The following is a 24655-nucleotide window of genomic DNA, read 5'->3' as shown; positions in this document are numbered from 1 at the left end:
CAGTGTAGATATCGGTACAGCAAGGAAGAACAGTTAACCGATAATAACGAAAACCGGCATGCGCCTGCAGCAAACGCCTTGGAAGCCCAAGCTACGATCGGCAACGCCAAATTGCAGGAAGTTACGGAATAGTGAACGAAGATAATGTCGAAGCTGTCGCGATTGCCAATTTGATTGCAGCCGATGACGACAGCATTGTTGGCTGGGTTTATCGCTGGAACACGGGTGCGTTGGCAGTCCGGTGGGACGGGCATGGTCCAAAGCGCATATCAAGGCTTTGCCCCGATCTTAGCGATGCCGAAAAAGCAGAGATTGATTTCTCGTCTCTTACGCAGCTGCCATCTCTGGTCGACTGACTTGGGAAAAATGGGCTTCATGGGCCCGTCGCCGACATCATGATGGTCGACGTGCTCCGTTTGCCTGCGAACGAAGACGGAGTGACAGGATTTCCGGTGCTCACCACCTATGTCGATCGCGCAAAGGCCCGGCGACGTCACCTGGCAATCAACGCATCGCCCGCTTCGCCCGCGTTTGGCCATGCTAACCACCTGCGCACGGTCGCCGTCCCTACGGCCTGCACGGCCCCGGTGCCTGCCGCACCGCTCGCCCGATCAACTCTTCAGTCGTCAGCGCCCCATCAGCGCCAAGCAGCATAACGACACAGTGTCGGCCACGCACTGGACCAGCGGGCCGCAAGGTTCGTATAATCTTGCAAACATTCGCCACATACATGAAACGTTTCAAAAAATGCTTGCATCCATGGGGGCGTCGACACATGCCCTCTGGAGATCATCGTCGATTCAGCTTAACGGCTTGAAGTTCCACGGTAGCACGTCATTAATTTGGCTTTACAGAAAACTCCATCTTTCTACGTTCCGCTTTATCGGGAGCAGCTCAATTCCCTGTAGCCCGGATACGCGAGCTTCCTCCCACCACACGATCTAATAATGACATTGCAACAAGTGCCTATCAGCCTTCATCGATGAACTGTAGAGGTATTTCACTCGTTGATTTGAACTCCTGCTTCGCAAACATCGATGTAATGTTGGAGGCGCATGGCCGGGCTGAACCTGCTCGCCTCCGTCATCATTTACTGGAACACCAAACATCTCGGTCATGCTGTCAATAGTCGCCACAGTGATAGTTTGGACTGCTCAGCAAACCTTCTTGCGCACATCTCGCCACTCGGGTGGGCGCAAATCCTTCTCATCGGCGAATACAGGTGGTCCAAAAGATGACCAAACGGCCTTAGCGTAGGATTCTGCACTCTCCGGCATCAGACCCCAACTTGTGGGGCTCTATATTGCGAATCTTGCCGCGACCCTGTCCACAGCCTCCATCGCGCGCCGCCTGTCGGGGCTTGGCTGGGGCTATCAGCAGCGCGGCCAACAGCTGGACCGCAAGGGTCGCCACATCGCCACCGTGCTGGCGGGGATTCGGCGCAAACATGCCCGCCCGCCGGTGCAGAAAGAGGCGATCATGGCAGATGATATCCGCGCCATGATCGCCACCCTGCCCCATGATCTGCGTGGCCTGCGCGACTGTGCGATCCTGCTGATCGGATTTGCCGGCGGTCTGCGGCGCTCGGAGATCGTCAGTCTCGATGTCCACAAGGATGACACGCTGGACTCTGGCGGCTGGGTCGATCTGCTGGACGGGGGCGCGCTGATCACGCTGCGCGGCAAGACCGGCTAGCGCGCGGTCGAGATCGGGCGCGGATCATCCGACCAGACCTGCTCGGTCCACGCGCTGGCACAATGGCTGCATTTCGCCAGGATTGACTTCGGGCCCATCTTCACCGGCGTCACCCGCGACGGCAAACGCGCGCAGGACAGACGGCTAAACGACAAACACATCGCGCGGCTGATCAAATCCTGCGTGCTGGCGGCGGGCCTGCGGCCAGACCTGCCCGACGCCGAACGGGTCAGGCTCTATTCCGGCCATTCCCTGCGCGCGGGTCTGGCCAGCAGCGCCGAGGTCGATGAACGCTATGTCCAGAAACAGCTTGGCCACGCCAGCGCCGAAATGACCCGCCGCTATCAGCGCAGGCGCGACAGGTTCCGCGTCAACCTCACCAAAGCGGCGGGGTTGTGACCCCTGCCCTTACGCAACATCAAAGGGATTCTCGACCGATACACCGGTCGGGGCAAAATCACTGACTTGCCCCGTGACAACGACGGCACCGTGGTGAATCGCGGTCGCGGCGATCATCAGATCCGCGCCATTGTTGCCGATATCGGCCGACAGACGCCCCCAGATGCGCGCATCCTCTGCACCGAAGGCCAGCAAACGGTCCGAGAACAACAGGACCGTGCGATCAAGCCAGTTGCGAAGGTCACGCGCGAATGTCGGGTCGTGCGTGTCCAGCTGCCGGATACCGCGTTCAATTTTGCCCAGCGTGATCGTGCTAAGAAAAAGGTCATGTTCCGCTTTGCCGCGGAGCCAAGCAGCGACCTGCGGCGCGCGGTCCGGGCGGCGCACAGCGTAAATGACATTGGTGTCGAGGATGTACATCAAAAGCTGACGGCACGCGGTGCGACCTGGGCGCGCGGCACGGCGTCGCCCGGAAAAGACATCAGGTGGTCGGCAAAACTTTCACGCGCGTTCACCGCCCCGGCAAGAAGGCGGTGATATTCGTCAGCGGAAAGGATGACCACCGCCGGTTTTCCACGGCGCGTCACCTCTTGCGGCGTGCCGGCCAGCGCGGCCTCGACAACCGCACTAAATTTATTCTTTGCGTCTTGAACGGTCCACATGGTCCGACTCCTAGCTAGCTACCTGTCTAGATAAACTATGACTGCGGTAAAATCAAGAAGGCTGGGATTCTAGCCATCCTTGTCCAGCGACGCCAAAAGCGGCTCAATCCCCTGCTGCAATCTGGATCGGGAAATCGCCGAAAATCCAGGTTCAGCCGCAATTCTATCTTGCCATCCGATGCGGTCACGCCTTCCGGGCGGCCCAGTCGCAGCGAAGTTTTGGACATCGTCTTCGCTGGCATCGCCTGCGTTGGCTTTTTCGGTGCGGTAAGGCTGTCGCGCAGGATCTGCATCTCCTGATCCGCATGCCGGTGCGGTAAATCATGCAGCGCGGCGGTGATGTTCGCGGGCCTTTCCGGCTCTGCCTCGATCACCTTGTATAGATCCAGCCCCAAGGCGCGCGGGATTGCCTCGGGGTATCGAACGGCACCATCCAACGCCTCAAGCACGCGGGCAAATTGCCGGATATAGGTGCGCTTCTGCTTGAGCGCAGAGGCGTACAGCGCCGAAACCGCATCGCCGGATGACACGCCCTCATCGCGGGCATAAGCCAGCGTAAGCTGCGCCATTTCACCGAAAGACAGATCTTTGCGGATCAGGTTTTCATCGACCATCTTGCGATACAATGTGTCGAGAGGTTCCCCGCGGGGAACCATCGCCGCCGGAATACGCGTGTAACGCGTGTCGCCGGTTTCCTCTGCCAATTCTCGAAAGGCCGTCAGGCGACGATACCCCTGAATAAGTTCGAAACCATCGGCGGTCTGTTCGACACGGATCGGATTGGACAGACCAACCGATTTGATCGATTCCTTTAGTTCGACCAGATCGGGATCGGCATTGGCGTACCTGTCGCGTGTCAGTTTTGACATCAGCACGTCGGACGTCTGGATCAGATCGGTGATCAGCCCGAGTTTTTTCAGCCGCACATGTTCATGCGCCAGGGCGTAATTATCTGCCCGGATCGCAGCCTCTGCCGAGGCGCGCTCGGCGGTCGCATCGGCGGTTTCCGCGATGGCACTGGCCATGAGTCCGCGCCGTGCAGGCACCGGTTCCCGGTCCTGTAGCGGATGCCCCTGCACATTGGAGGATTTCGTTTCCAGCGGCGGCATGTTCCCCGCGGGGAACCCTTCATCGTTTTCGGGTTCAAAATTTATATCAAAGACGGAGCGTTTCTTAACCATTCATTAATCCTCCAGCTTGTCCCAGGCATCGACCAAGGTCGCCTGAAATTCGTCATAGGCGCGATCAAAGGACATCCGAGCGCGACGCCATGTTTCGCGGGTCATCTGCCTGTAATCCATTTCATAGATCGACGACAGGATCCGCCCGGACCGTTCCACTGCGCGGGTCATTTCAATCGGGTTTACGGTGACATGCGATTTGCACACCTGCGCGAATGCCTTATGCATAGTTCCGGGACGGAATGGGCGCTTGCACAGCGATCCTGCATGCAGAGGCGCCGGATAAATATGCCAGCTGGCTGCGGAACCTTGCGCGTGTGGAAAGGGCAGGGGGGCGGCTGACCCTCAAGGCGCCAAGCCGCTTTCATTGCAATTATGTCCAGATGCATCTGCTGAAACATGTGCTGATGGCGTGTCAGGCGGTAGATCCGGATGTCACGGATATCGCGCTGGTGATCTGATGACCCGGTCGGATCTGGGCCGGATGGCGGATTTGTGCCACTGGTCGAACCGAGGGGTAATCACCGGGCTGGCGGGTCGGGGCGTGGGTTAATATGGTTTCCCCGATGCGAAACCCGCACCGCCCAACAATGCCGGAGAAACTTATGCTTAGAATACTGACCATGACCGCTATTGCCCTTGGCCTGATGGCCTGCGAACCCGTCTTAGCTGAGGATGATGCCTGCAATGCAGATGCTTATGCGCACCTTGTCGGCGCTGATGTGACGGCAACCGATGGGGTCACCGCCGACGGACCGGTTCGTGTTCTGCGCCCCGACGACGTGGTCACAATGGAATTTCGGGGTGATCGTCTGAACTTTGCGCTGGACGAACAAGACCGGATCGTGCGCGTGTATTGCGGCTGATCCAGGCAGCGGAGTGCGGTGACCGGGCTTTGGGCCAGCGATCCGTTTTGCAACTTTCTCTGGCGGGGCAGGTGTTGTCTGCCTCGCCAGATCAGAAAAAAAGAAAGTTGGTCCGGCATATCGCTGCAGAAAAGTAGCGCGTGTCGGCGGTGCGGGGCTTGCTGGTGCGCCGGTCTTTCTGCCCGTTTCGATGGCGTGATCTGCGGTCATGGTGCGCTGCTGTCGCTTTGTTCTGCGGCGCGGCGTCTAGGTGCTTGACCGGGCCACACGGGCGGGCGACATTCCGGCCATCTTCACGCTGTTCAGCGCGACAGGGTTCACATGAAAGGATCACGAATGACGCACCATTTGATCGCCGCGACCCGCCGTCGCGCGCTTGTGCTGTTTGCGGGGGCGATGGTTGCCGCCGCGCCGATATCTGCCGCTGCGCAGGAATTTTCGACCACGGATGACCGTCTGATCACCCCCGGTGTGCTGACCGTCGGGACCGGTGATCCGGTCTATCCGCCATGGATGCTGAACAATGACCCCGCCAGCGGTGAAGGGTTCGAGAACGGGCTGGTCTATGCGTTGGCTGAAGAGATGGGGTTCACCCCAGATCAGGTTGTCTGGGTTGCCCAGACCTTTGATCAGGCGATTGCGCCGGGTCCCAAACCCTATGATTTCGCGATCCAGCAGATTTCCGTGACCGAGGCACGGTCGCAGATCGTCAGTTTCAGTCAGGTCTATTTCCAGCCGGACAAGGCGGTGATTGCCCTTCCTGGGACCGTGGCTGATACCGCCGCCAGCTTTGCCGATCTGCAGGGGCTGCGCTGGGGCGCGGTGATCGGGACCACGGATAATGATTATCTGGTCAATATCCTCGGGATCGCGGATGCGGCGATTTATAACGAACAGGCCGACGTGTTTCAGGCGCTGCAGGCCGGGCAGATCGACGCGACGCTGGCCGCATTGCCGACGGCGCTGTTCATGACGGCGGTGCAGGTGCCGGATGCGAATATCGTTGCCCTGTTGCCTGCGGATGAAAACGACAATGGGCATGGCCTTTTGTTCGCGTTTGAAAACCCGCTGGTGGAACCTGTGGACGAAGCCCTGGGCGCGCTGATCGCCCGCGGTGTGGTGGATGATCTGGTGGCAACCTATCTTGTCGCCGACCCGGACCTGCCGATCATCAGCGAATGACACGGCACGACATTGCCGCGCCGGATCGCGCGGGAAACAATGACGCGCGGCGGGGGCCACCCCCGCCGCCGCCGCATCGGGGCTTCGACTGGCGCGCGGCGCTGATGCCCGGCCTGATCAGCACGATCAGTATCATTGTCGTCTTTGGTGCGCTGGCGTGGTTTGTCACCTCGGCCGAACAATGGCCGCGGATCAGGCTGCAGTTCTTCAACCTTGATGCGATGATCGCGGCCTTTCCGCGGGTGTTGCAGGGGTTCTGGATCAATATGCAGATCTGGTTGACGGCGTTGGCCTGTATCCTGATCTGGGCGCTGGTGCTGGCGGTGCTGCGCGCCTTGCGCGCGCCGTGGTTCGCGCCTTTCCGGCTGATGGTGATGATTTATATCGACATTTTCCGCGGTGTGCCGGTCTTGCTGCTGGTGTTGCTGTTCGGCTTTGGCATTCCGGCGCTGAACCTGCCGGGCCTGCCCAATTCTGGCCTGTTCTGGGGCGGGGTGGCGATGGTGCTGAGCTATTCCGCCTATGTCGCCGAAATCTACCGTTCCGGCATTGATGCGGTGCATGAAGGGCAGCGGGCGGCAGCGAAATCGCTGGGCCTTGGCGAATGGCAGACGCTGCGCTATGCGATCCTGCCGCAGGCCTTGCGCAATGTCGTGCCTGCGTTGATGAATATCGTCGTGGCGCTGCAAAAGGATGTCGCGTTGTTGTCGGTGATCGGCGTGCGCGATGCGGTGCGCGAGGCGCAGATCTATACCGCGACAACGTTCAATTATTCGTCGCTGATCGTGGCGGCGGGCCTGTTTTTGCTGGCGACTGTGCCGATGGCCCGTCTGGCCGATTACCTGACACGGCGCGACCGTGAACGTCGTCTTCAGATAGCGGATTAACATGGTTCCCAAGATCGATATCGACAACGTCACCAAATATTTCGGTGACAAGCTGGTGCTGGATCGCGTCAGCCTGCAGATGAACCCGCATGAGGTGGTCTGCCTGATCGGCGCGTCCGGGTCGGGCAAGTCTACCCTGTTGCGCTGCGTCAACCGATTGGTGGAATATGATTACGGCACGATCCGGCTGGATGGCGTCCCGGTGGATGATCCGTCATTCGGCAAGATGGGTCTGCAGAAACGCGCAGGTATCGTGTTTCAGGCCTATAACCTATTCCCGCACATGAATGTCCTAGACAACATCACGCTCGCCCCGCGCCGCGTGCATGGCCAGTCCCGCGCCGAGGCAGAGGAGCATGGGCGCGATGTGCTGGCCCGGTTCGCGATGCACGGCTTTGCCGGGGCTTATCCGGAACAACTGTCCGGTGGGCAGCAACAGCGCGTGGCTATCGCGCGCGCGCTGATGACGCGACCCGATGTGCTGCTGCTGGATGAGATCACCGCAGCGCTTGACCCTGAACTGGTGGGCGATGTGCTGGCAATTATCCGCGGCCTGAAAGACGACGGCATGACGATGATGATCGTCACCCATGAAATGGCTTTCGCGCGTGAATGTGCCGACCGGGTGGCATTTCTTGACGGAGGCGTGATCCTTGAAGAAGGCACGCCAGATCGCCTGTTCGGCAGCCCGCAGGAACCGCGCACCCAAGCCTTTTTGCAGCGCATCATCGCTGCAGGAAGGTTGAGTTGACGGGCCCCTGCATGACCAGCGCAAGGCGCCCCATTGCAACGAAGGATTGACCAGCGGTGCCTTGTAGCCGTCGATCAGCCTTCGACTTACGCTCATCCCGAACGTGCAGAGTGAAACTCTTCGCTTGACAGTTTTGGCACCCTGTTCAGTGTCCGTTGGCAGGGCTTACTCTTCCGCGGTTGCGGCGCGTGACAGGCGCAGCAGCCGAGGTCTTGGTGCGACAGATGATGGCAGGTCCGAACACATTGTCCGCGCTAAATGCCGTTCTGCAGGATGAAGGCCGCGCTGCCTTTGTCGCGGCTGGCCAAGCGGCACCCATGTTCCTCAGCCATGTCATCCTGCCCGGACGCATCAACCTTGCGATCCGCGGGCATCAACCCGCGAGAACATCTCCTCTATGGCCGACATCACGGCGTCCGGTGCGGTCTGATGCACCATGTGTCCGGCGCCAGGAACCAGTCGCAACGTGCTTTGGAGTATGGCCCGCCGCAGTCGACGCGATTGGCCGGCCGGGTTGATGAGCCGGTCTTCGGCCCCGGCAACGATGACGACGGGCATACGCAATGCGGCATAGTCCCTGAACGTCGCTGCGGCCGCCGGTATCAGCAGCGCGGATTCTGCCGCCTCGGCACGGATCTGCGACGGTCGCAGCGCCATTTCCTTCGGGAAGTGCCGGAATTTTGTAGGCACCGGCGCGGGGCCGAAGATCTTGCGCATGAGCAAGGGCCACAGCAGCCTGCCTGCGATGGGCGCGACCGTATACCGCACAATATCTCCCAGCAGCGGCATCGCCGGCCCGGACACGAGCGCAAAATCGACCCGCGCCGACGGAAAGTAATATCCCGAAGCGAGAACGAGACCGCAGACCGTTTGCGGACGCCTGATTGCCAACGCAAGCGCCACTGATGCCCCCCACGAATGTCCAAGAATGGCGGCGCGCGAGACACCGATCCGCGCGAGCGCGGCGTGAATAAGGTCTGCCTGCTTTCCGGCGCTCCAGATCCTGTCGCGCGGTCGCGTGCTGTGCCCATAGCCTGGCCGGTCGAAAACGATCACCCGGTGGCTTCTTGCGGCGAGATCAACAAGCCCACTTGAGGTGAAATCCTCGATCATGCTTCCGTTTCCGTGCAGCAGCACAATTGCCGGACCCTCCCCGCGTTCGATGTAATGCAGTCTGACACCCTCGACCTCGTCGAAGCGTCCCAGAGGCGGATTGCGACGCTCGGCGCGCTTTGCAAAATGATGGTTCATCAAGGCGGCAGCTGTCAGTACCCCGGCGGCAGCGATCAGCGATGCGGTCCGGGGATGGGACGCGCGCCGCGCACGTCTGTTGGAGACGATGTCGGCGGGCGGATTGTGGCAGTCAGGCGCGCCGTGTCTGTTCATGAAATCCATTTGTCCTGTTCTCCTTGGGCAAGGGGTCACTTGCACCTTTGCGCAGTTCACCGGCCTCGCGTCTGTTTCCGTCCCATGCGAGCAATGCAGGCGTGAGCAGGACAGTGATGAATGTGGAGAAAACCAGGCCGCCGACGATCGCGGTGGACAGTTGAATCCAGAACTGTCCCGATGGCGCGCCGAAATAAGCATCGCGCGCGAAGAAATCGACAGTCAGGCCAAGCACCATAGGCATGAGGCCAATAATCGTGGTGATCGCCGTGAGAAACACCGGGCGGAATCGCTCGGCCCCGGCCCTGAATGCGGCATCTGTGGGGTTAATGCCCGCCGCGCGGTGCTCATTATAGGAATCGATCAGCACGATATTGTTATTCACCACGATCCCGGCAAGCGCGACGATTCCGATACCGCTCATCACCACGGAAAACGGCTCCTGCCGTATCACGAGGCCCAGAAGCACGCCTGCAACCGAAAAGACAATCGCGGTGAGCACGACGAACGACTGGAAAAAGCTGTTGAGCTGCGTGAGCAGGATCAGGAACATCAGAAAAATCGCGAGCACGAAAGCGCGTGCCAGAAATTCCCCCGCTTCAGCCTGATCCTCGATCTCGCCAGCGAAGCGGATATCGACGCCCTCCGGAAATTCGGTTTCCGCAAAAAGCCGTTGCAGCACGGTGATCTCTTCCGCCGCAGTGGTTCCGCCCAGCAGGCCCGCCGTGATGGTCTGCAAATTCCGCCCATCGACCCGGTTGATGACGGCAGCGGATGGCAGAGGTTCCAGTGAAACAAAAGTCGTGATGGGGACCATTCCGGCAGGCGACGCCACCCTGAGGCCCGCGAGTTCAGAAAAGGTGCGGTCCTCGGCAGGGTAGCGCAGACGGATATCAACTTCGTCGGGCGCGAAATCCGGCAGAAAAGTCCCGAGCACGACACCGCGCGTCAGAAGCTGCACCGTGGTCCCAAGCGTATTGATATCAACGCCGTAGCGGGCCGCCTGTTCGCGGTCAACCTGAAGCCGGAGTTCGATCCGTTCGGGCGGCACATCGCTGGCGATATCGACGAAACTGGCGCGCTCTGCCAAAATCGTCTGCACCTGCCTTGCCGCCTCGGGCAACAGGGCGCGATCTGCGGCGGAAATCTCGATCTCGATTGGGCGGCCCGCGCCCGGTCCCGCCTCCTGCGCCTCGACCTGCACGCTGATACCGGGGAGTTGCGCGGTATCGTCGCGGATGCGCTCGATCAGCGAGGTGGCGGCGGGGCGTGTGCGCCAATCCGCAAAATCAATCTGGATTGTGCCGATAACATCAGGGCTGACATTGCTCGCAAGCCGGTCTTCGACCGAGCCGATGGTGCGGGCATAGACTGTTGCGATACCTTCTGCCCCGACGATACGGTTTTCGACCATACGCACCAGCCGGTCTGCCTCCCAGACTGACAGATTGCCATCGGCGCGGATCTGAGCCTGCGCCCGGTCGGGTTCGATCTGTGGAAAAAATGCGACACCGCGCCCGAAGGTGCCATAGATCATGAGGGCCATGATCAGGGCCAGCAGGCTCAGACCGATGGCGAGGCCGGGGCGGCCGATCATATAGGTCAGTATCTTGTCGTAAGCCGCAGGGCGCACCGCTGTTTCACCATCCGCCTGCCGCGGCGGATGGCCCGCGCCGACGAGGCTGCCGATCAGCGGCACGAAGACCAGCGCCAGCAGGAGCGATGCGCCGAGCGTCACGATGACAGTCGCAGGCAGATAGAACATGAATTGCCCCGCCACACCCGGCCAGAACAAAAGCGGCACGAAGACAGCCAGCGTCGTGCCGACCGAGGCGGTGATCGGCCAGGACATGCGCTGTGCGGCACCCAGAAAGGCCGCGCTGCGCGATTTGCCTTCGGCGCGATACCGTTCGGCAAGCTCTACCACGACGATTGTGCCGTCGACGAGCATACCGATCACCAGAATGAGCCCGAACAGCACCACGATGTTCAGCGTGAAGCCCATCAAGGCGATGGCCAGAATGCCAATGGCAAAGGAGCCGGGAATTGCGATGGCGACAAGGAGCGACGCCCGCAGGCCAAGCGCTAGGATCGTTGTCAACATCACCAGCAGGATGGCGAAGATCACGTTATTTTCAAGATCGCCCAGCAGCGTCTCGATATCCTCTGCCTGATTCTGGATATAGGCCACGCGCACTGGTTCAGGCCAGCCGGTGCGCGTTTCCTCTACGGCATTCTGAACCGCCGCCACCACATCGATGATATTCGCGCCCGCGGTCTTGCTGATATCGAATGCGACGGTCGGTTGCCCGTCGATCCGCGCGAAGCTGTCGGGGTCAAGATAGGTCTGACGCACCTCCGCTACATCCTGCACCCGCACAACGGTTCCATCCGCCACCCGCACCGGAATCGCGAGGACATCGTTGATTGTGCGGATCGTGCCGGGGATCGATACGCCGATCCGTCCTGTCCCTGTGTCGAAGGCACCCGCTGCGACGAGCTGGTTATTGCTCTGGACCGCTTGGGCGATTTCATCGGTCGAGATGCCATAGGATTCGATCGCCAGCGGATCGACGACGATCTCAAGAAGGTCCGCACGATCGCCGGTCAGTTCCGCCTGAAGTACGCCAGTGATCGCTTCGAGCCGTTCCTCAAGTGACCGCGCGAAACCAATCAGCTCGCGCTCGGGCACGTCGCCGGACAGCGCGACCGTCAGGATCGGGAAAAGCGCCACGTCCACCTCACGGACAACAGGCGGATCCGCACCATCGGGCAGATCGGGGGCCGCTGTATCCGTCTCGTCGCGCACGCTTTGCAATGCCGTGTCCTGATCGAAGCCCGGCATAAATTCGAGCGTCAGCGTCGCGAAGCCTTCTCCGGCCTGCGCTGTCATCGTGTCCAGCCCCTGCAGCGCCTGAAGTTGTCGCTCAAGCGGTTCCACAAGAAGCCGTGCGCTGTCTTCCGCAGTGATCCCGGAATAGGTGACGTTCACGGTAAAAATCGGAATATCGATTTCCGGCGCGGCCTCTTTCGGTATGGTGACATAGGACCACGCCCCACCGAGCAAAAGCAACGCCAGCAGCAGGAGCATGGTGCGGGTGCGGCTGAACGCGGCGGCGATGAGTGCAGACATCGCGTTATTCCCCCGCTGTATCGTTTCCGGCGGGTGCAGCGGCCTCCGCCGCCGCTGCGCCGGTCTCTGATGCTGTCGCTGTCCCGGTCAGGTACTCAGGCGGGGTTTCGCGGACCTCTACCTGCTGCCCCTGTGCGAGGGCACCTTGGCTGATCGTCACGATGCGCGCCCGCTTGGGCAGTCCGGTCGCCCATATGCCCCCGGCTTCCGCCTCGACCACAACGATGGGCGCAAAGACGATGCGGTCTTCGTCGTCAACCAGATGCACGCCAAGCCGCCCTTCGGAATCGAGCAGCCCCAGCGCGGGTGACAAGCGATGCGCAGCGACGGTATCATAGGGAATGACGACCTCGGCGCTGAGGCCAGAGGGCAGGGCGCCTTCGGGATTGTTGATTTCAACCTCCACGCGGAACGTCCGCGTCTCAGCACTGGCAACGGGCGCCACGAAACTGATCGCGCCCTCCGCTGTGCCGCCACCAATGAAACGGACCCGGGCAGGCATACCCGCGCGGACGTCACCGATGCTGCCCTGTTGCACCTGCACGACGGCGACAAGGGGATCATTGTCCACGATCTCGGCAACCTCGCCCCCTGCAGTGACCAGCGCACCGACATCGGCGTAAAGCTCGTTGACGATTCCGTCGCCCGGGGCGGCGAGTTGCGTATAGGTGATTTCCAGTTCGACCGCCCGCAACTCGGCGCGCGCCGCTTGAAGCTGTGCAAACCGCGTCTGAGCCTCCGCCTCCGGCGTGATGTCCCGGTCCGCAAGCTGGCGCGCGGCATTGTAATCGCTCTGGGCTGCGGCCAGTTGAGCCTCCGCGCGGGCAAGCTGGGCTTCACGGTCATCTGCCGAAAGCCTGCCCACGATCTGCCCCGCCTCGACCTCGGTGCCCGCAGGCGCGATCTCTTCGACGATCCCCTGCACACGCGCGCGCAGCGTGGATATCTGGGCCGGGCGGACTTCGCCATAAAGCGTGATCTCGCGGACGGTCTCTTCTGCATCGCTCCAGCTTGCGGCGACCGACGGGAGCCCCGCCGTAGGGGGCACCGTTTCGTCTTGCGCGGTCTCATCCCCACTGAGAAAGCCGCTGCCGATCCATACGACAACAAGGGCGACGATCGCCACAAAGACAAGAGTTGTGGCATTCAGCCAGCGGACCATAGGGGAACCCCGAAATGAAGTGGCAGCGCGGCGCGCTCCAAACATAACCCCCTCGCGCTCAGAAGGTTCGCGTTTTGCTGCGTGTCTGTCATTGCTGAGCATCAGAGGTTCAGGTCACGGCAACTAATGGCGCACCGCACTCCCCGTATTGCGCGCGGCTGGCGCCTTAAAGGCGGCCCCCACATGCGCCAGTCCCGGCGACCCGATTGCAACATGGTTGAGGTCATCCAGCAGACAAATGTTGACGCTTTTCAGTTTCGGCCGCCTGAGCGAACGTGCCGGGGATGCCATCAAGAAACTCTTACCATCTCACTTTACGGAACTTGGTCAGGCCTAGCTCGTTTCAGTGACAGGCAAAGGAGATTACCATGATCAACAAATTCGGAACAGCAAACTGGAAGGGTACAATCAAGGACGGTGGCGGCACGGTTTCGACGGAAACCGCTGCGTTGAAGGATCATCCCTATGGTTTCAAAGCGCGTTTTGAAGACGGGAAAGGCACCAACCCAGAAGAGCTTGTCGGCGCAGCCCATGCCGCCTGCTTTGCCATGGCCCTGTCGCTGAACCTGACGGAGAATGATTTTGAGGCTGAAAACATTGATGTCAAATCAACTGTCTCGTTAGAGAAAGACCCTGCAGACGGGGGTTTCAAGGTCTCGAACGCCCATATCGAGCTGACGGCCACGGTGCCGGATATCACTGACGAGGAGTTCCTGGAGCTTGCCAAGGCCACGGAAAGCGGCTGCCCGATCAGCAAGCTTCTGAATGCCGAGATCAGCATGGATGCAAAACTGATCTGACGACGACGACAGGGCGTTGGTGACTGCAACCCAAAACGCAGCGCCCAGCAGGCGGAAACTGCTGGGCGCGCGTCCCGGTTGCCTTGGTTGCGTGATGACGGCGTGGTCAACTGCCGAAGCCTGTGCGCAACCCGGCCTATATCGCAAGAATATTTCGAAGAACGTGCCCCGAGCCTTGTGACTGACATAAGGATGTCACATCTTGCCGGTATTGAAAATTCATCCGGATGAATAGAGCAAATGATCAGAGACAGATGGCGCGACATTCGCGCAGCAATTGAGCAGGACATCATGGACGGCGTTTTGGAACCCGGCGCAAGGCTGCCGACTGAACCGGAATTGGTCCGCGTCTATGGCGCGGGACGCCATTCGATCCGGCGCGCCGTGGCGGAACTTGCGAAAGAAGGCTATCTGAGCGTCGAGCAGGGGCGTGGCACGTTCGTTCATCCGCGTCCGATGCTGGATTACACGATTGGCCCGCGCACCCGACTGCGCCGCAATCTGGGTGCCCAGGGTGTCAGTGTCACCGGAGAAGCGCTTGGCGTGGAGCGTATCGGCGCGACGGAGCGGGTGGCACAGCGCCTTGGCCTTTCCCCCGGCGCTCTGGTGATTGCCTCGCGACGTCTGTCGCTGGCCGATGACGTGCCGGTTTCTTTCGGGACGATCTATCACGATGCCGCGCGGTTCCCCGATTTTCCTGAACGGCGGCAGAAACTTGGGTCCATCACGGCTGTTTATGCCTCTTACAATATCACCGATTATCTGCGCGACAGCACCCGGATCTATGCCCGCCCGGCGCGGCCCGAAGAAGCCCGCCAATTGCGCCAGCACCCCGACATGCCGGTGATTGTCGTGCGCGCGGTGGACAAGGATATGGACGACGCAGCTTTGTCTTACAGCGAGGTGATCTGGTCTGCCGCCCGGGTCAAATTCAACATTCCCAACAACGAGGATACGTGATGATGCAAGCTCCGCACGACCTGCCCGGATGGGCGCATGACGCGATGCTGGCCGTTCTGGCGCGCGCCGATGCGGATCGGCTCAAGGCGTTCGCCGAACCGTTGATTGCAGATTTGCCTGATGTTGAGGTGCTGGATAACCGCACCGGGCTGGTCATGCTGCCGATGCGCGACACCGCACAGGGCACCCATTTCCATCTTGGTGAGATCCTGATGAGCGAGGCGCGGATCAGCGCGGGCAACCAGATCGGTTATGGCATGCGGCGGGGGCGCGATCTGGAGGCGGCGATGGCGATGGCATTGGTTGACCTTGCCGTGGCCCTTGGTGTGGCACCTGACGGCTGCACTGAATTTCTTGATGAAGAGGCGCGCACACAGGCGCAAGCCGATCACGACACGCTGTGCCGGGTCGAGGCCACCCGCGTTGATATGGAGACATTCTGATGACCGCCCATCCAGCCCCGTCTGATTTTGAAGCGCAAACAAATGCGACCTATGCGGCCTTGATGTGGGCGCTGTCGCGGCCGGGTTTGATTCATGATCTGCCAGAGGCAGGGCAGGCCCAGATTATCGCGGCGCTGATTGACCGCGAATGCAAGGTGCATAGCGCTGATCCTGCTCTGACCGATGTCGCCCTCCGCGCTGGTGCCGCGCTTGTCGAATTTGATGCCGCCGATCATGTCTTTGCCGCATCGCTGCCGCAGGCTGATGTGTTGCGTCAGTTGCGATGCGGCTCTGACCTTTACCCCGAAGAGGGGGCGACGCTGGTGCTGAATGCAGACCTGTCTGTTGGCACGGCGTTGCGCCTGACCGGTCCCGGTATTGACGGGGCGGTGGAACTGTCGGTCGGCGGGTTGCCCGATGGCTTTTGGTCCGAACGCGCGCGCAGCATGCGCTATCCGATGGGGTTCGAGATTTTCCTGATTGACGGGTCCCGCGTGCTGGGGCTGCCGCGATCAACAAAAGCAGAGGTGCTCTGATGGCATATGTCGCAACACGGGGCGGCGAACGCGCGATTGAACAATCGCAGCGGCTTTTCCGGGCTGAAATGGGGGCGATCACGCCGGAACGGGTGACGGAAATCCGTACTGCGATGCCTTATCTGATCGACCGTGTCATGGGTGAAGCATCACTGTATGACGAAGACCTTGCCGCCTTGGCGCTGGCCCAGACCGGGGGCGAACTTTACGAGGCGATCCTGCTGTTGCGTGCATGGCGCACGACGCAGCCGCGCCTGACGGTCGCGGACCCGGTCACGCAGGAGGAGCTGTTCACCCATCGTCGGATTTCTGCCGCCTTCAAGGATATTCCGGGTGGGCAGGTACTGGGGCCAACGCTGGATTACGCCCATCGCATTCTTGCGACCGACGTGCTGTCAGGTCAGACCTATCACCCTGACCCGGTGGTGCCCGCAGCAAAACCGTTCCCTGCGCGTCAACCCTCGGTCGCGGCCTGGCAGGCCGAAAACGGATTGCTGGCTGCACCTGTCGCGGACGTCACGACCGGCAATGATATCCCCGATATCACCCGCGAACCTTTGCTGTTTCCCGCCAAACGCGCCCATACATTGCAAAGCCTTGCCCGTGCGGAAACCGGGGGTGTGCTGGCCTTGGGCTATGCTGCGCAGCGCGGCTATGGGCAGGCGCATCCGACGGTGAACGAATTGCGGCTGGCAGAGGCGGATGTCGTTGTCCGCCATCCGCGCGGTACAGCGTTCAGCGCGGGCCGCGTTAAGGTCAGTCAGGCCGAAGTCGTATCAAAACAGGGGTCCGACCTGGGCCTTGGCTTTGCTGCGACACTGGGCTGGAACGAGGTAAAGGTGATCGCGGCCGCGACGCTTGATCTGAATGCCGCGGGCGCGCCGAAAGGATCAGCGACCGAAGAGGAATTTTTCCTTTACCACACCGAAGGCGTCGAAAGCTCGGGGTTCTGTATTCACTTTAAACTGCCCCATTACGTCACTTTCCAGTCCAGCCTTGATGCGATGCGCGATGCCAAGGCCAAGCGCGCCGCAAAAGACAAACAACCGGAGCCCGCAGAATGAGCCTGAATTCACTGACCCGCGATTGGGAACCGATGTCTTACGGGTTCCTTGACGGATCTGCCAAACGCGAAATCCGGCGCAAGATGCTCAAGGCGATTGCGGTTCCCGGATGCCAGATGCCCTATGCCAGCCGCGAGGTGCCGATGGCGCGTGGCTGGGGCACAGGCGGTTTGCAGATTTCCTGCACGCTGATCAACCCCGCGATGCGGATCAAGGTGATTGACCAAGGGGCCGACGACAGCGTGAATGCCGCATCCATCCGCAGTTTTCTGGCGCGTGTGTCAGGTGCGCCAACGACGATGGATACATTGCAGGCCGACCTGATCCAGTCCCGCCACCGCATCCCCGAAGAAAAGCTGCGCGAAGATCAGATATTGGTGCTGCAAGTGCCCAATCCTGAACCGCTGCGGTCCGTGCAGCCAAATATGTCGATTGCCCGCCAGATGCATGCCGATGCCGATTACGGGCGGATGTGGCTGCAGCTTTATGAACAGATCGTCCGGTCTGGTCGCGTGATGCAGGGGGCGAGTTACCCAAGCCTTGTGAACGGGCGCTTTGTCATGACCCCGTCACCGATCCCGCGCTGGGACGTGCCAAAACTGGATATGGCGCAGCATCTGACGATCCTGTCAGCGGGACGCGAAAAGCGGCTTTATGCGGTGCCGCCCTATACACGGGTCGCCCCTTTGGTCTTTGACGATGTGCCTTATCGGGTCGAAAATCACGGTGGGCTGACCTGTCAACGTTCTGGCGCGAAAGGCTATTTCATGAACGAAATTCCGCAGGCGGATGGTTCATCGACCTTTGAGGTGTCCGACAGCGAACTCGGCGTCAAGACGATCCGCATGGCCGAAGGCGAACCGGCCCGCATCGGCCAGACCTGGTACAAGGATGGGGAGCTTGTGCAATGACCCTGACACTTGATGCCCCGCAGCTGGTCAAAACCCAGCCCCTGCTGATCGCACGCAACGTCAGCAAATCCTATGGCGCGGTTCATGCGTTGCGCGATGTTTCTGCGACGGTCTATCCCGGTGAGGTGTTGGGGATTGTCGGTGAAAGCGGATCTGGCAAATCCACCTTTCTGCGTTGCCTCAATCTGGAGGAAACACCGGACAGCGGCAGTTACACGCTGGACCTGTCCGATGTGCAGGGCAATCTGTTCGACCTTGATCGCTACGCGCGCCGGATGCTGTGTGCGACGCGGATTGGCATCGTTTACCAGAACCCGCATCTGGGCCTGTTGATGCATCACAGCTCTTCCGGGAATGTCGCCGAACGGCTGCTGGTCGCGGGCGAACGCCGCTTTGCCGTGCTGCGTGACAAGGCGAGCAAGGCGCTGGATGCGTCCGAATTTCCGCTGGACCGGATGGACGCGCCGCCGGTGGAATTGTCCGGCGGCATGCAGCAAAGGGTGCAACTGGCCAAGGCGATCGCGCTGGAACCGGCCCTCTTGCTGCTGGATGAACCGACAACGGGCCTTGATGTCAGCGTGCAGGCGCTGGTGCTTGATACGCTCAAGCGGCTGCAACAGGACCGCCAGATCACCATGGTGATTGTCAGCCATGATCTGGGTGTGATCCGGACATTGTCCGACCGCGTTATGGTGATGCGCCGGGGCGAGGTCGTTGAAACCGGCCTTGCCGACCAAGTGTTCCAAGACCCGCAACACGCCTACACGCAACAATTGGTGCATGCAAAATTATGACTTTGATCCTTGATGTTCGTGGCCTGTCCAAAGGCTTTACCATGCACCATCTGAATACACGGATGGCTGCATTCGATGATGTTTCCTTCACGCTGCATGCGGGCGAATTCCTGCTGCTGAAAGGGCGTAACGGGGCAGGAAAATCCACGCTGTTGCGCACGCTTTATCGCAGTTATCTGGCGGCGGGCGGGCAGATTTTGTTCCACACCACCCATGGGGTGATTGATCTTGCGCGCGCGGCCGATGTTGATGTGACCTATCTGCGCCGGACCGAGATCGGCTTTGTGACGCAGTTCCTGTCCGCGCGCCCACGCGTCAGCGCCGAGGCGCTGGTTGCCGAACCGCTGCGACTGGCGGGCGTTGATGTCGCTGGCGCCTTGGATCAGGCGCGTCATTGGCTGAACGCATTTGGTGTAAAACCCGCACTTTGGCCCGCGTATCCCACCACTTTTTCCGGTGGCGAACAGCAAAAGGTCAACCTTGCACGCGCATTGATCCTGCCACAGCGGCTTTTGCTTTTGGATGAACCGACCGCATCGCTTGATGTGTCGGCCCGTGCCGCGCTGATCGCGCGGCTGGCGGAACTGAAAGCGTCGGGCACCGCGATGATCGGCGTTTTCCACCACCCCGGCGATGTCGCCGACCTGATTGACCGCGAACTTGACCTGACACCCGCCAAAGCACTGCAAGAGGAACGTGATGATGTGGTTTTCTGATTTTACACTGGTTCTGCCTGATCGCGTCGTGCCGCATGGGTCGCTACGGATTGCCCAAGGCAAGATCGCCGAGATTGCAGACCATCCCGTCAATGGCGGCATCCGGGGGCGGGGGCACACGTTGTTTGCGGGTTTCATCGATATGCACGGCGATATGATTGAACAGGAATTGGAACCGCGTGCGCGCGTGGATTTTCCGATGTCTGTCGCGCTAAACGCGTTGGACGCGCGGCTGGCCGCGGCGGGAGTGACGACGGCCTATGCATCGGTGTCATTTTCGCGGGCCGCGCATCAGGGCGAACGGCGGTCGTTTGAACACACCAGCCGGGTGATCCGCGAACTGGCCAAAGTGCGTGGCAAAGCGCGGGTCGATCATCGTATTCACGCGCGTTTCGACATCACCTTTGACAATGCTGTGGGTGTGCTGCGCGACCTGCTGAACGAAGGCCACGTCGATCTGGTGTCCTTGATGGATCATACACCGGGGCAGGGGCAATACCGCAATCTTGAAATTCATATCAAAAATCGCGCGGCCCAGAACGGCGTTTCCGAAGCTGAGGCGCGGCAGATGGTCGATGAGGCGATAGCGACACGCAGCCGCCCGCAGGATATCTTGCTGGCCAATATGCGCACCGTCGCGCAGATGTGCCGCGACCACCGTGTGCCGCTTGCCAGCCATGACGATGACACGGCGGAAAAGGCGCATCTGATGGCTGATCTTGGCTCTGTCATCTCGGAATTTCCGGTGACGCAGGAAGCGGCGCAGATTGCTATCGACCGTGGCTTGATGACCGCGATGGGTGCGCCCAATGCCATGCGTGGGCAAAGCTATTCTGGCAACCTGTCCGCCCGCGACGCACATCGTGCGGGGCTTTTGTCCATTCTGGCGGCAGATTATCATCCCGCCGCGATCCTGCCCGCGATCCGGGCTCTGGCCCCGCATGATCCTGCCGGGCTGGCGGGCGCCGCGCGGCTTGCGAATGTCAATCCGGCCAAAGCGTTGGGCCTGACGGATCGCGGTGAAATCAGCACAGGCAAGAATGCCGATCTTGTGGTGGTCGATGCGTCCGACCGGGTGGTCATGACATTGCGCAACGGCGAGATGATCCATGCCAATGGCACATTGTCGATGGTGACTGCTGCCCTGGAAACACAATCGTGAAAAGCGTCGTGGAACTGTCACATCCGGGTAATGGGATTGTTACGCCACAAGGTTACGACTCAGGTGAAAAATTCATTCGGATGAATCACCATGACCGGAAATCTTACGCTCTCTTCAATCACGCGCCAATTCGGTGACACGACGGCTGTCGATAAGGTGTCGCTCTCGATCTCGCCGGGGCAATTTGTAGGCATCATCGGACGTTCGGGCGCTGGTAAGTCCACATTGTTGCGGCTGATCAACCGGCTGGTCGACCCCACTGCGGGGTCGATTGCGTTTGACGGGGTCGAGATTACCGCGCTGAAGGGCAAGGCCCTGCGCGCTTGGCGACGTGATTGCGCCATGATCTTTCAGCAGTTCAACCTTGTGGACCGCTTGGACGTGCTGACGAATGTGCTGATCGGGCGGTTGCCGGAACATGGGTTTCTTAGTTCCATGGCAATGCGTTTCACGGATGAAGAACGCGCCATGGCGATTCAGGCGCTGGACCGGCTTGATCTTGTGCCGCAGGCATTGCAACGGGCGGGCACCCTGTCCGGCGGCCAGCAACAGCGCGTCGCGATTGCCAAGGCGCTGGTGCAGCGGCCCAAAATCATGCTGGCCGATGAGCCTATTGCCAGTCTTGATCCGGCCAATGCAACACGCGTGATGGATGAATTGCGCAAGATAAACCGCGAAGACGGGCTGACCGTGCTGGTCAACCTGCACACCCTTGACACTGCACGCGCCTATTGCGACCGGATCGTCGCGATGCGCGCAGGGCGCGTCATGTTCGATGGCACCGCCCGGCAACTGACCAATGATGTCGTGCGCGACATTTACGGGTTGGAAGGGCTGGCCGAGTTTAGCGAAGCCGTCACATCCACCACCGCCTATGCCGCGCGAGATAAAATTGATGCCTGATTTCCCCAAACCCTTGAAAAGGAACATTCCCATGCGATTGACAATGATGACTGCCTTTGCCGCCTTGATGGCGTTCCCCGCCGTGGCAGAAGACTGGAAAACCGACTATCGTATCGTGCGTTTTGCATTGATTTCGAGCGAGAACGAGCTTGATCGCAACAACCGCTGGGGCCCGTTCCAGGACTATCTGGAAGAGGCTCTTGGCGTCGAGGTCGAGATTTTTCCAGCGGGTAGCTACGACAGTGCGATTCAGGCGCTGGCGGCCGGCCAGATCGAATTTTCATGGTTTGGCCCATCTGCCTATGCGGCGGCCTGGTCTGAAATGGATGGCAATGTCGTTCCGCTTTTGACCACCGAACAGCAGGACGGATCATTCGGTTATCACAGCGTCGTCGCAGTGCGCTGTGATGCAGGCTATAGTTCGATCGAAGATCTGGCAGGCAAGACCCTCGCCTTTGCCGACCCCAACAGCGCGTCTGGCTATACCGTGCCTTTTTATACCCTGTCAGCCGAGGGTTATCCGCCGGAGGAATTCTTTGGCGCGGTGCCGTTTTCGGGCAGCCATGAATCGTCGATCATGGGGGTGGTCAACGGCCAGTTCGATGCGGCTTCCACAAGCTGGACCAATGAAACCTCTGGCAACGTGCAGCGCATGATCAGCAAGGGGATGATCCCCGAAGATGAAATCTGCTTTGTCTGGAAAAGCCCGTTGATCCCATCGAGTCCGTTCACCGCGCGCGGAAACCTGCCACAAGGACTGATCGACGATATGAAAGCGGCGGTCATGGCCACCCCAACTGCGGCACCTGAATTGTTCAAACAGATCACAGGTGGCGAAGCATCGACCGCTGGCCGCTATATCGAGGTGGAGCATGAGCAATATGAAATCCTGATCGAGATGCGCGACTGGTTCCGGGCCAATCGCCGGGGTTGATCCGTGATCTGAACCTGACCGGGTGGGCCTGATAGCCCGCCCGCCTTGTGCCGGGAATATGCCTTATGAATGCCGCCATCCTTTCCTTTGAATCCGATTTTGCCCAGCATCGCAAGCGGTCACGGCTGACCTTTCTGGTGATCACCGGCACGTTGGTCATCCTGTTTTTGCTGACGGCTGAGGCCTCGAATTTTTTCAAGGTGACGCAGGTCACACTGGCTGACGGCACACGTGCTGAACGCTGGGTCATTGGGGCAGGGCTGCCGCGACTTGGTGAATATCTGGTCAAAACGCTGCCTGATCTGCACTGGGCGACGCTTGGCGCTGATATCGCTGAATGGTTTGCCCGCTGGCGGATTTGGGCCAAGCTTCTGGTCGAAACGATCATGATCGCTTTTATGGCAACGGTGCTTGGCGTCATTGGTGGCTTTGTTCTGTCCTTTCCCGCTGCGCGTAACCTGACGCCTGCCAAATGGGTGCTTTGGTTGTCGCGCCGATATCTTGAAATTGCCCGCACCGTTCCCGAACTGGTTTTCGCGTTGATCTTTGTCTTCTGTTTTGGTGTCGGCCCTATGGCGGGGGTGCTCGCCATCGGACTGCACACGGTCGGCGCATTGGGAAAGCTTTATTCCGAGGTCAATGAAAACATCGACATGCGCCCGCTTGACGGGGTCAAGGCGGCAGGCGGGTCCTGGTTTGATCAGATGCGTTATGGCGCGGTACCGCAGATCCTGCCCAATATCATCAGCTATACGCTGCTGCGCTTTGAGATCAATGTGCGCGCCTCATCGATCATCGGCTATGTCGGGGCAGGCGGGCTGGGGCAGGAATTTCGCACCGCTATGTCTTATCAGGTCTACACCGACCTGTCGGCGTTGTTTGTCATCATCCTCGTGACCGTAATGATTATTGACTACGGATCAGAAAAGCTGCGCCACAAGGTGATCGGCATGGAGACACGACCATGAGCATGACCGACGAACAAATCGCTGCTGCGCGCGCCCGAATGCCACTGGCCTTTCGCGCACCAATGAGGGTTCGCCTGCGCCGCGCGACCATCTGGGCGGGATTTATCCTGCTTTTCGGATGGTGCCTTTATGATTTTGGCTTTACGCCGCAACGTATCTGGGACGGGCTTGGCCGGTTGGGGCGGGTGCTGTCGTTCATGTTCCCGCCCTATGTCTGGACCGAGTGGAACCAGTTTGCTGAAGTCCTGAAAGGGCTGACTGAAACATTGTCGATGGCCTTTCTGGGGACGCTGCTGGGGGCGATCATCGCTTTCCCTCTGTCCTTTCTTGGGGCAAAGAACATCAATCGTCTGAACTTTCTGCGCCTGAGCACGCGGCGCGGCTATGATGTGATCCGTGCTTTTGAAACGCTGATCCTTGCGCTGATCTGTATCCGGGCCTTCGGACTGGGGCCATTGGCAGGGGTGCTGGCCATCGCCGTCAGCGAAATCGGCACTTTCGCGAAACTCTTCTCGGAAGCGATCGAAAATACATCGCAAAAGCCGGTCGACGGGGTCAGGGCGTCAGGTGGGTCACGGTTGCAGCAGATCCGTTATGGTATCATGCCGCAGGTCAATCCGGTGATCCTGTCGATCCTGCTGTACAACTTTGAATCTAATGTCCGGTCCAGTACGATTCTGGGAATTGTGGGCGCAGGCGGCATCGGGTTTTTGCTGTCAGACCGGATCGCCACCTACCAATGGGACGAGGCCTGGTCGATCATCTTCCTGATCATCGCGATGGTTTATGTGATTGACTGGATGTCTGCGCTGATCCGACAGCGGCTGATCGGCAAAACGGAGACAGCAAGATGAGTGGTGCAGGCAGCAAGACCCATCTCAGCGAAAGCCCGACCATTCACCCATCTGCGACCGTCGTGGATTGCGAACTTGGCGCCTGGACCGAGGTAGGAAGGGGCACCCAGATGCGGGCGTCAACCATGGGGGACTGGTCCTACATCACGCAGGATTGCCATGTCGTCTGGACAAGCATCGGCAAGATGTGTTCCATCGCCAATGGCGCGCGGATCAATCCGGGTAATCATCCGACATGGCGTGCGGTGCAGCACCATTCAGTCTACCGCGCCGCCGCATACGGTCTGGGCGAGGATGATCACGACT

25 protein-coding genes and 4 pseudogenes are annotated in these 24655 nt (G+C 60.1%); 22 read left to right on the top strand and 7 right to left on the bottom strand.

Features of this window, described 5'->3' with window-relative positions; all coding sequences use genetic code 11:
- Positions 1–131 precede the first annotated feature (131 nt).
- From ACK4TM_RS05720 to ACK4TM_RS05710, 3 genes and pseudogenes are all read left to right on the top strand, one after another.
- The gene (locus ACK4TM_RS05720; RefSeq protein ID WP_409698073.1) at positions 132–356 is read left to right on the top strand and encodes a hypothetical protein; all 225 of its coding nucleotides are present in this window, start codon (positions 132–134) and stop codon (positions 354–356) included.
- 696 nt (positions 357–1052) lie between these two features.
- A pseudogene (locus tag ACK4TM_RS05715) lies at positions 1053–1238 on the top strand (Tn3 family transposase); the annotation flags it as partial.
- Between the two features lie 43 nt (positions 1239–1281).
- Positions 1282–2094: pseudogene (locus ACK4TM_RS05710) on the top strand (tyrosine-type recombinase/integrase); the annotation flags it as partial.
- A gap of 9 nt (positions 2095–2103) precedes the next feature.
- Here ACK4TM_RS05710 and ACK4TM_RS05705 read toward each other — a convergent pair.
- The 4 genes and pseudogenes from ACK4TM_RS05705 to ACK4TM_RS05690 form a co-directional block, all read right to left on the bottom strand.
- On the bottom strand, positions 2104–2514 hold the full coding sequence (locus ACK4TM_RS05705) for a type II toxin-antitoxin system VapC family toxin (protein WP_409698070.1): 411 nt from the start codon (positions 2512–2514) through the stop codon (positions 2104–2106).
- Positions 2514–2756 carry a type II toxin-antitoxin system Phd/YefM family antitoxin gene (locus ACK4TM_RS05700; RefSeq protein ID WP_409698067.1) on the bottom strand — a complete coding sequence of 81 codons (243 nt, stop codon included), beginning with the start codon at positions 2754–2756 and terminating at the stop codon, positions 2514–2516. The genes ACK4TM_RS05705 and ACK4TM_RS05700 overlap by 1 nt, the downstream gene beginning before the upstream one ends.
- A gap of 35 nt (positions 2757–2791) precedes the next feature.
- Positions 2792–3937: a ParB/RepB/Spo0J family partition protein gene (locus ACK4TM_RS05695; protein WP_409698065.1), complete on the bottom strand. Its 1146-nt coding sequence runs from the start codon at positions 3935–3937 to the stop codon at positions 2792–2794.
- A 3-nt stretch (positions 3938–3940) separates the two neighbouring features.
- Positions 3941–4165: pseudogene (locus ACK4TM_RS05690) on the bottom strand (chromosome partitioning protein ParA); the annotation flags it as partial.
- Between the two features lie 14 nt (positions 4166–4179).
- Here ACK4TM_RS05690 and ACK4TM_RS05685 point away from each other — a divergent pair.
- The 5 genes from ACK4TM_RS05685 (at position 4180) to ACK4TM_RS05665 (ending at position 7623) form a co-directional block, all read left to right on the top strand.
- Positions 4180–4398 carry a DnaA N-terminal domain-containing protein gene (locus ACK4TM_RS05685; protein ID WP_409698062.1) on the top strand — a complete coding sequence of 73 codons (219 nt, stop codon included), beginning with the start codon at positions 4180–4182 and terminating at the stop codon, positions 4396–4398.
- 162 nt (positions 4399–4560) lie between these two features.
- Positions 4561–4803, top strand: coding sequence for an I78 family peptidase inhibitor (locus ACK4TM_RS05680; protein WP_409698059.1), 243 nt, complete (start codon positions 4561–4563; stop codon positions 4801–4803).
- Positions 4804–5139: 336 nt separating this feature from the next.
- The gene (locus tag ACK4TM_RS05675; RefSeq protein ID WP_409698056.1) at positions 5140–5985 is read left to right on the top strand and encodes an ABC transporter substrate-binding protein; all 846 of its coding nucleotides are present in this window, start codon (positions 5140–5142) and stop codon (positions 5983–5985) included.
- Entirely contained in the window at positions 5982–6872 is an 891-nt protein-coding gene (locus tag ACK4TM_RS05670) for an amino acid ABC transporter permease (protein WP_409698053.1), read from the top strand. The genes ACK4TM_RS05675 and ACK4TM_RS05670 overlap by 4 nt, the downstream gene beginning before the upstream one ends.
- Before the next feature lies 1 nt (position 6873).
- Positions 6874–7623 carry an amino acid ABC transporter ATP-binding protein gene (locus ACK4TM_RS05665; protein WP_409698050.1) on the top strand — a complete coding sequence of 250 codons (750 nt, stop codon included), beginning with the start codon at positions 6874–6876 and terminating at the stop codon, positions 7621–7623.
- Between the two features lie 351 nt (positions 7624–7974).
- Here ACK4TM_RS05665 and ACK4TM_RS05660 read toward each other — a convergent pair whose 3' ends face one another.
- The 3 genes from ACK4TM_RS05660 to ACK4TM_RS05650 are packed head-to-tail and all read right to left on the bottom strand — an operon-like array spanning position 7975 to position 13304.
- On the bottom strand, positions 7975–9018 hold the full coding sequence (locus ACK4TM_RS05660; RefSeq protein WP_409698047.1) for an alpha/beta fold hydrolase: 1044 nt from the start codon (positions 9016–9018) through the stop codon (positions 7975–7977).
- A complete protein-coding gene (locus ACK4TM_RS05655) occupies positions 8987–12142 on the bottom strand; it encodes an efflux RND transporter permease subunit (RefSeq protein WP_409698044.1) in 3156 nt (1051 codons plus the stop codon). Before ACK4TM_RS05655 ends, ACK4TM_RS05660 begins: the two co-directional genes overlap by 32 nt.
- A 4-nt stretch (positions 12143–12146) precedes the next feature.
- Positions 12147–13304, bottom strand: coding sequence for an efflux RND transporter periplasmic adaptor subunit (locus tag ACK4TM_RS05650; protein ID WP_409698041.1), 1158 nt, complete (start codon positions 13302–13304; stop codon positions 12147–12149).
- 368 nt (positions 13305–13672) lie between these two features.
- On the opposite strand from ACK4TM_RS05650, the gene ACK4TM_RS05645 reads away from it, so the two are divergent.
- The 14 genes and pseudogenes from ACK4TM_RS05645 to ACK4TM_RS05580 all read left to right on the top strand — a co-directional run.
- A complete protein-coding gene (locus ACK4TM_RS05645) occupies positions 13673–14104 on the top strand; it encodes an OsmC family peroxiredoxin (RefSeq protein ID WP_409698038.1) in 432 nt (143 codons plus the stop codon).
- Positions 14105–14344: 240 nt separating this feature from the next.
- Complete coding sequence (phnF, locus tag ACK4TM_RS05640) at positions 14345–15064, top strand: phosphonate metabolism transcriptional regulator PhnF (protein ID WP_409698035.1); 720 nt, start codon at positions 14345–14347, stop codon at positions 15062–15064.
- Positions 15064–15507: a phosphonate C-P lyase system protein PhnG gene (locus tag ACK4TM_RS05635; RefSeq protein ID WP_409698032.1), complete on the top strand. Its 444-nt coding sequence runs from the start codon at positions 15064–15066 to the stop codon at positions 15505–15507. The genes phnF and ACK4TM_RS05635 overlap by 1 nt, the downstream gene beginning before the upstream one ends.
- Positions 15507–16043, top strand: coding sequence for a phosphonate C-P lyase system protein PhnH (gene phnH, locus ACK4TM_RS05630; RefSeq protein ID WP_409698029.1), 537 nt, complete (start codon positions 15507–15509; stop codon positions 16041–16043). Before ACK4TM_RS05635 ends, phnH begins: the two co-directional genes overlap by 1 nt.
- Positions 16043–17107 carry a carbon-phosphorus lyase complex subunit PhnI gene (locus tag ACK4TM_RS05625; RefSeq protein WP_409698026.1) on the top strand — a complete coding sequence of 355 codons (1065 nt, stop codon included), beginning with the start codon at positions 16043–16045 and terminating at the stop codon, positions 17105–17107. The genes phnH and ACK4TM_RS05625 overlap by 1 nt, the downstream gene beginning before the upstream one ends.
- Entirely contained in the window at positions 17104–18018 is a 915-nt protein-coding gene (locus ACK4TM_RS05620) for an alpha-D-ribose 1-methylphosphonate 5-phosphate C-P-lyase PhnJ (protein ID WP_409698023.1), read from the top strand. Before ACK4TM_RS05625 ends, ACK4TM_RS05620 begins: the two co-directional genes overlap by 4 nt.
- Positions 18015–18812: an ATP-binding cassette domain-containing protein gene (locus ACK4TM_RS05615; protein ID WP_409698021.1), complete on the top strand. Its 798-nt coding sequence runs from the start codon at positions 18015–18017 to the stop codon at positions 18810–18812. Before ACK4TM_RS05620 ends, ACK4TM_RS05615 begins: the two co-directional genes overlap by 4 nt.
- 41 nt (positions 18813–18853) lie before the next feature.
- On the top strand, positions 18854–19528 hold the full coding sequence (locus ACK4TM_RS05610; protein ID WP_409698018.1) for a phosphonate C-P lyase system protein PhnL: 675 nt from the start codon (positions 18854–18856) through the stop codon (positions 19526–19528).
- Complete coding sequence (locus ACK4TM_RS05605; RefSeq protein WP_409698015.1) at positions 19512–20690, top strand: alpha-D-ribose 1-methylphosphonate 5-triphosphate diphosphatase; 1179 nt, start codon at positions 19512–19514, stop codon at positions 20688–20690. The genes ACK4TM_RS05610 and ACK4TM_RS05605 overlap by 17 nt, the downstream gene beginning before the upstream one ends.
- A gap of 90 nt (positions 20691–20780) precedes the next feature.
- Positions 20781–21593 (top strand): phosphonate ABC transporter ATP-binding protein, encoded by an 813-nt coding sequence (gene phnC / locus ACK4TM_RS05600; RefSeq protein WP_409698012.1) that lies wholly within the window; start codon positions 20781–20783, stop codon positions 21591–21593.
- A 31-nt stretch (positions 21594–21624) separates the two neighbouring features.
- Positions 21625–22527, top strand: coding sequence for a phosphate/phosphite/phosphonate ABC transporter substrate-binding protein (gene phnD, locus ACK4TM_RS05595; protein WP_409698009.1), 903 nt, complete (start codon positions 21625–21627; stop codon positions 22525–22527).
- A 65-nt stretch (positions 22528–22592) separates the two neighbouring features.
- Positions 22593–23495 carry a phosphonate ABC transporter, permease protein PhnE gene (gene phnE, locus ACK4TM_RS05590; RefSeq protein ID WP_409698006.1) on the top strand — a complete coding sequence of 301 codons (903 nt, stop codon included), beginning with the start codon at positions 22593–22595 and terminating at the stop codon, positions 23493–23495.
- A gap of 2 nt (positions 23496–23497) precedes the next feature.
- Positions 23498–24349 (top strand): phosphonate ABC transporter, permease protein PhnE, encoded by an 852-nt coding sequence (gene phnE, locus ACK4TM_RS05585; RefSeq protein WP_409698003.1) that lies wholly within the window; start codon positions 23498–23500, stop codon positions 24347–24349.
- Positions 24346–24655, top strand: a pseudogene (locus tag ACK4TM_RS05580) (chloramphenicol acetyltransferase); the annotation flags it as partial. The gene phnE (ACK4TM_RS05585) and the pseudogene ACK4TM_RS05580, both read left to right, overlap by 4 nt.

Origin of the sequence: Yoonia sp. (assembly GCF_046292185.1) — a bacterium.
Lineage (GTDB): Bacteria > Pseudomonadota > Alphaproteobacteria > Rhodobacterales > Rhodobacteraceae > Yoonia.
This window is presented reverse-complemented; position numbering and strand designations above follow the sequence as displayed.

What these genes read in the sequence shown, in the direction of transcription:
- ACK4TM_RS05685 (WP_409698062.1), top strand. Translation starts at nt 4,180, where the DNA reads ATGGGCGCTTGCACAGCGATCCTGCATGCAGAGGCGCCGGATAAATAT.
- phnH (WP_409698029.1), top strand. Translation starts at nt 15,507, where the DNA reads ATGACCGCCCATCCAGCCCCGTCTGATTTTGAAGCGCAAACAAATGCG.
- phnE (WP_409698006.1), top strand. Translation starts at nt 22,593, where the DNA reads ATGAATGCCGCCATCCTTTCCTTTGAATCCGATTTTGCCCAGCATCGC.
- ACK4TM_RS05680 (WP_409698059.1), top strand. Translation starts at nt 4,561, where the DNA reads ATGACCGCTATTGCCCTTGGCCTGATGGCCTGCGAACCCGTCTTAGCT.
- ACK4TM_RS05645 (WP_409698038.1), top strand. Translation starts at nt 13,673, where the DNA reads ATGATCAACAAATTCGGAACAGCAAACTGGAAGGGTACAATCAAGGAC.
- ACK4TM_RS05700 (WP_409698067.1), bottom strand. Translation starts at nt 2,756, where the DNA reads ATGTGGACCGTTCAAGACGCAAAGAATAAATTTAGTGCGGTTGTCGAG.
- ACK4TM_RS05670 (WP_409698053.1), top strand. Translation starts at nt 5,982, where the DNA reads ATGACACGGCACGACATTGCCGCGCCGGATCGCGCGGGAAACAATGAC.
- ACK4TM_RS05695 (WP_409698065.1), bottom strand. Translation starts at nt 3,937, where the DNA reads ATGGTTAAGAAACGCTCCGTCTTTGATATAAATTTTGAACCCGAAAAC.
- ACK4TM_RS05615 (WP_409698021.1), top strand. Translation starts at nt 18,015, where the DNA reads ATGACCCTGACACTTGATGCCCCGCAGCTGGTCAAAACCCAGCCCCTG.
- ACK4TM_RS05635 (WP_409698032.1), top strand. Translation starts at nt 15,064, where the DNA reads ATGATGCAAGCTCCGCACGACCTGCCCGGATGGGCGCATGACGCGATG.
- ACK4TM_RS05650 (WP_409698041.1), bottom strand. Translation starts at nt 13,304, where the DNA reads ATGGTCCGCTGGCTGAATGCCACAACTCTTGTCTTTGTGGCGATCGTC.
- ACK4TM_RS05675 (WP_409698056.1), top strand. Translation starts at nt 5,140, where the DNA reads ATGACGCACCATTTGATCGCCGCGACCCGCCGTCGCGCGCTTGTGCTG.
- phnD (WP_409698009.1), top strand. Translation starts at nt 21,625, where the DNA reads ATGCGATTGACAATGATGACTGCCTTTGCCGCCTTGATGGCGTTCCCC.
- phnE (WP_409698003.1), top strand. Translation starts at nt 23,498, where the DNA reads ATGACCGACGAACAAATCGCTGCTGCGCGCGCCCGAATGCCACTGGCC.
- ACK4TM_RS05605 (WP_409698015.1), top strand. Translation starts at nt 19,512, where the DNA reads ATGATGTGGTTTTCTGATTTTACACTGGTTCTGCCTGATCGCGTCGTG.
- ACK4TM_RS05610 (WP_409698018.1), top strand. Translation starts at nt 18,854, where the DNA reads ATGCACCATCTGAATACACGGATGGCTGCATTCGATGATGTTTCCTTC.
- ACK4TM_RS05665 (WP_409698050.1), top strand. Translation starts at nt 6,874, where the DNA reads ATGGTTCCCAAGATCGATATCGACAACGTCACCAAATATTTCGGTGAC.
- ACK4TM_RS05660 (WP_409698047.1), bottom strand. Translation starts at nt 9,018, where the DNA reads ATGGATTTCATGAACAGACACGGCGCGCCTGACTGCCACAATCCGCCC.
- ACK4TM_RS05655 (WP_409698044.1), bottom strand. Translation starts at nt 12,142, where the DNA reads ATGTCTGCACTCATCGCCGCCGCGTTCAGCCGCACCCGCACCATGCTC.
- phnC (WP_409698012.1), top strand. Translation starts at nt 20,781, where the DNA reads ATGACCGGAAATCTTACGCTCTCTTCAATCACGCGCCAATTCGGTGAC.
- phnF (WP_409698035.1), top strand. Translation starts at nt 14,345, where the DNA reads ATGATCAGAGACAGATGGCGCGACATTCGCGCAGCAATTGAGCAGGAC.
- ACK4TM_RS05625 (WP_409698026.1), top strand. Translation starts at nt 16,043, where the DNA reads ATGGCATATGTCGCAACACGGGGCGGCGAACGCGCGATTGAACAATCG.
- ACK4TM_RS05620 (WP_409698023.1), top strand. Translation starts at nt 17,104, where the DNA reads ATGAGCCTGAATTCACTGACCCGCGATTGGGAACCGATGTCTTACGGG.
- ACK4TM_RS05705 (WP_409698070.1), bottom strand. Translation starts at nt 2,514, where the DNA reads ATGTACATCCTCGACACCAATGTCATTTACGCTGTGCGCCGCCCGGAC.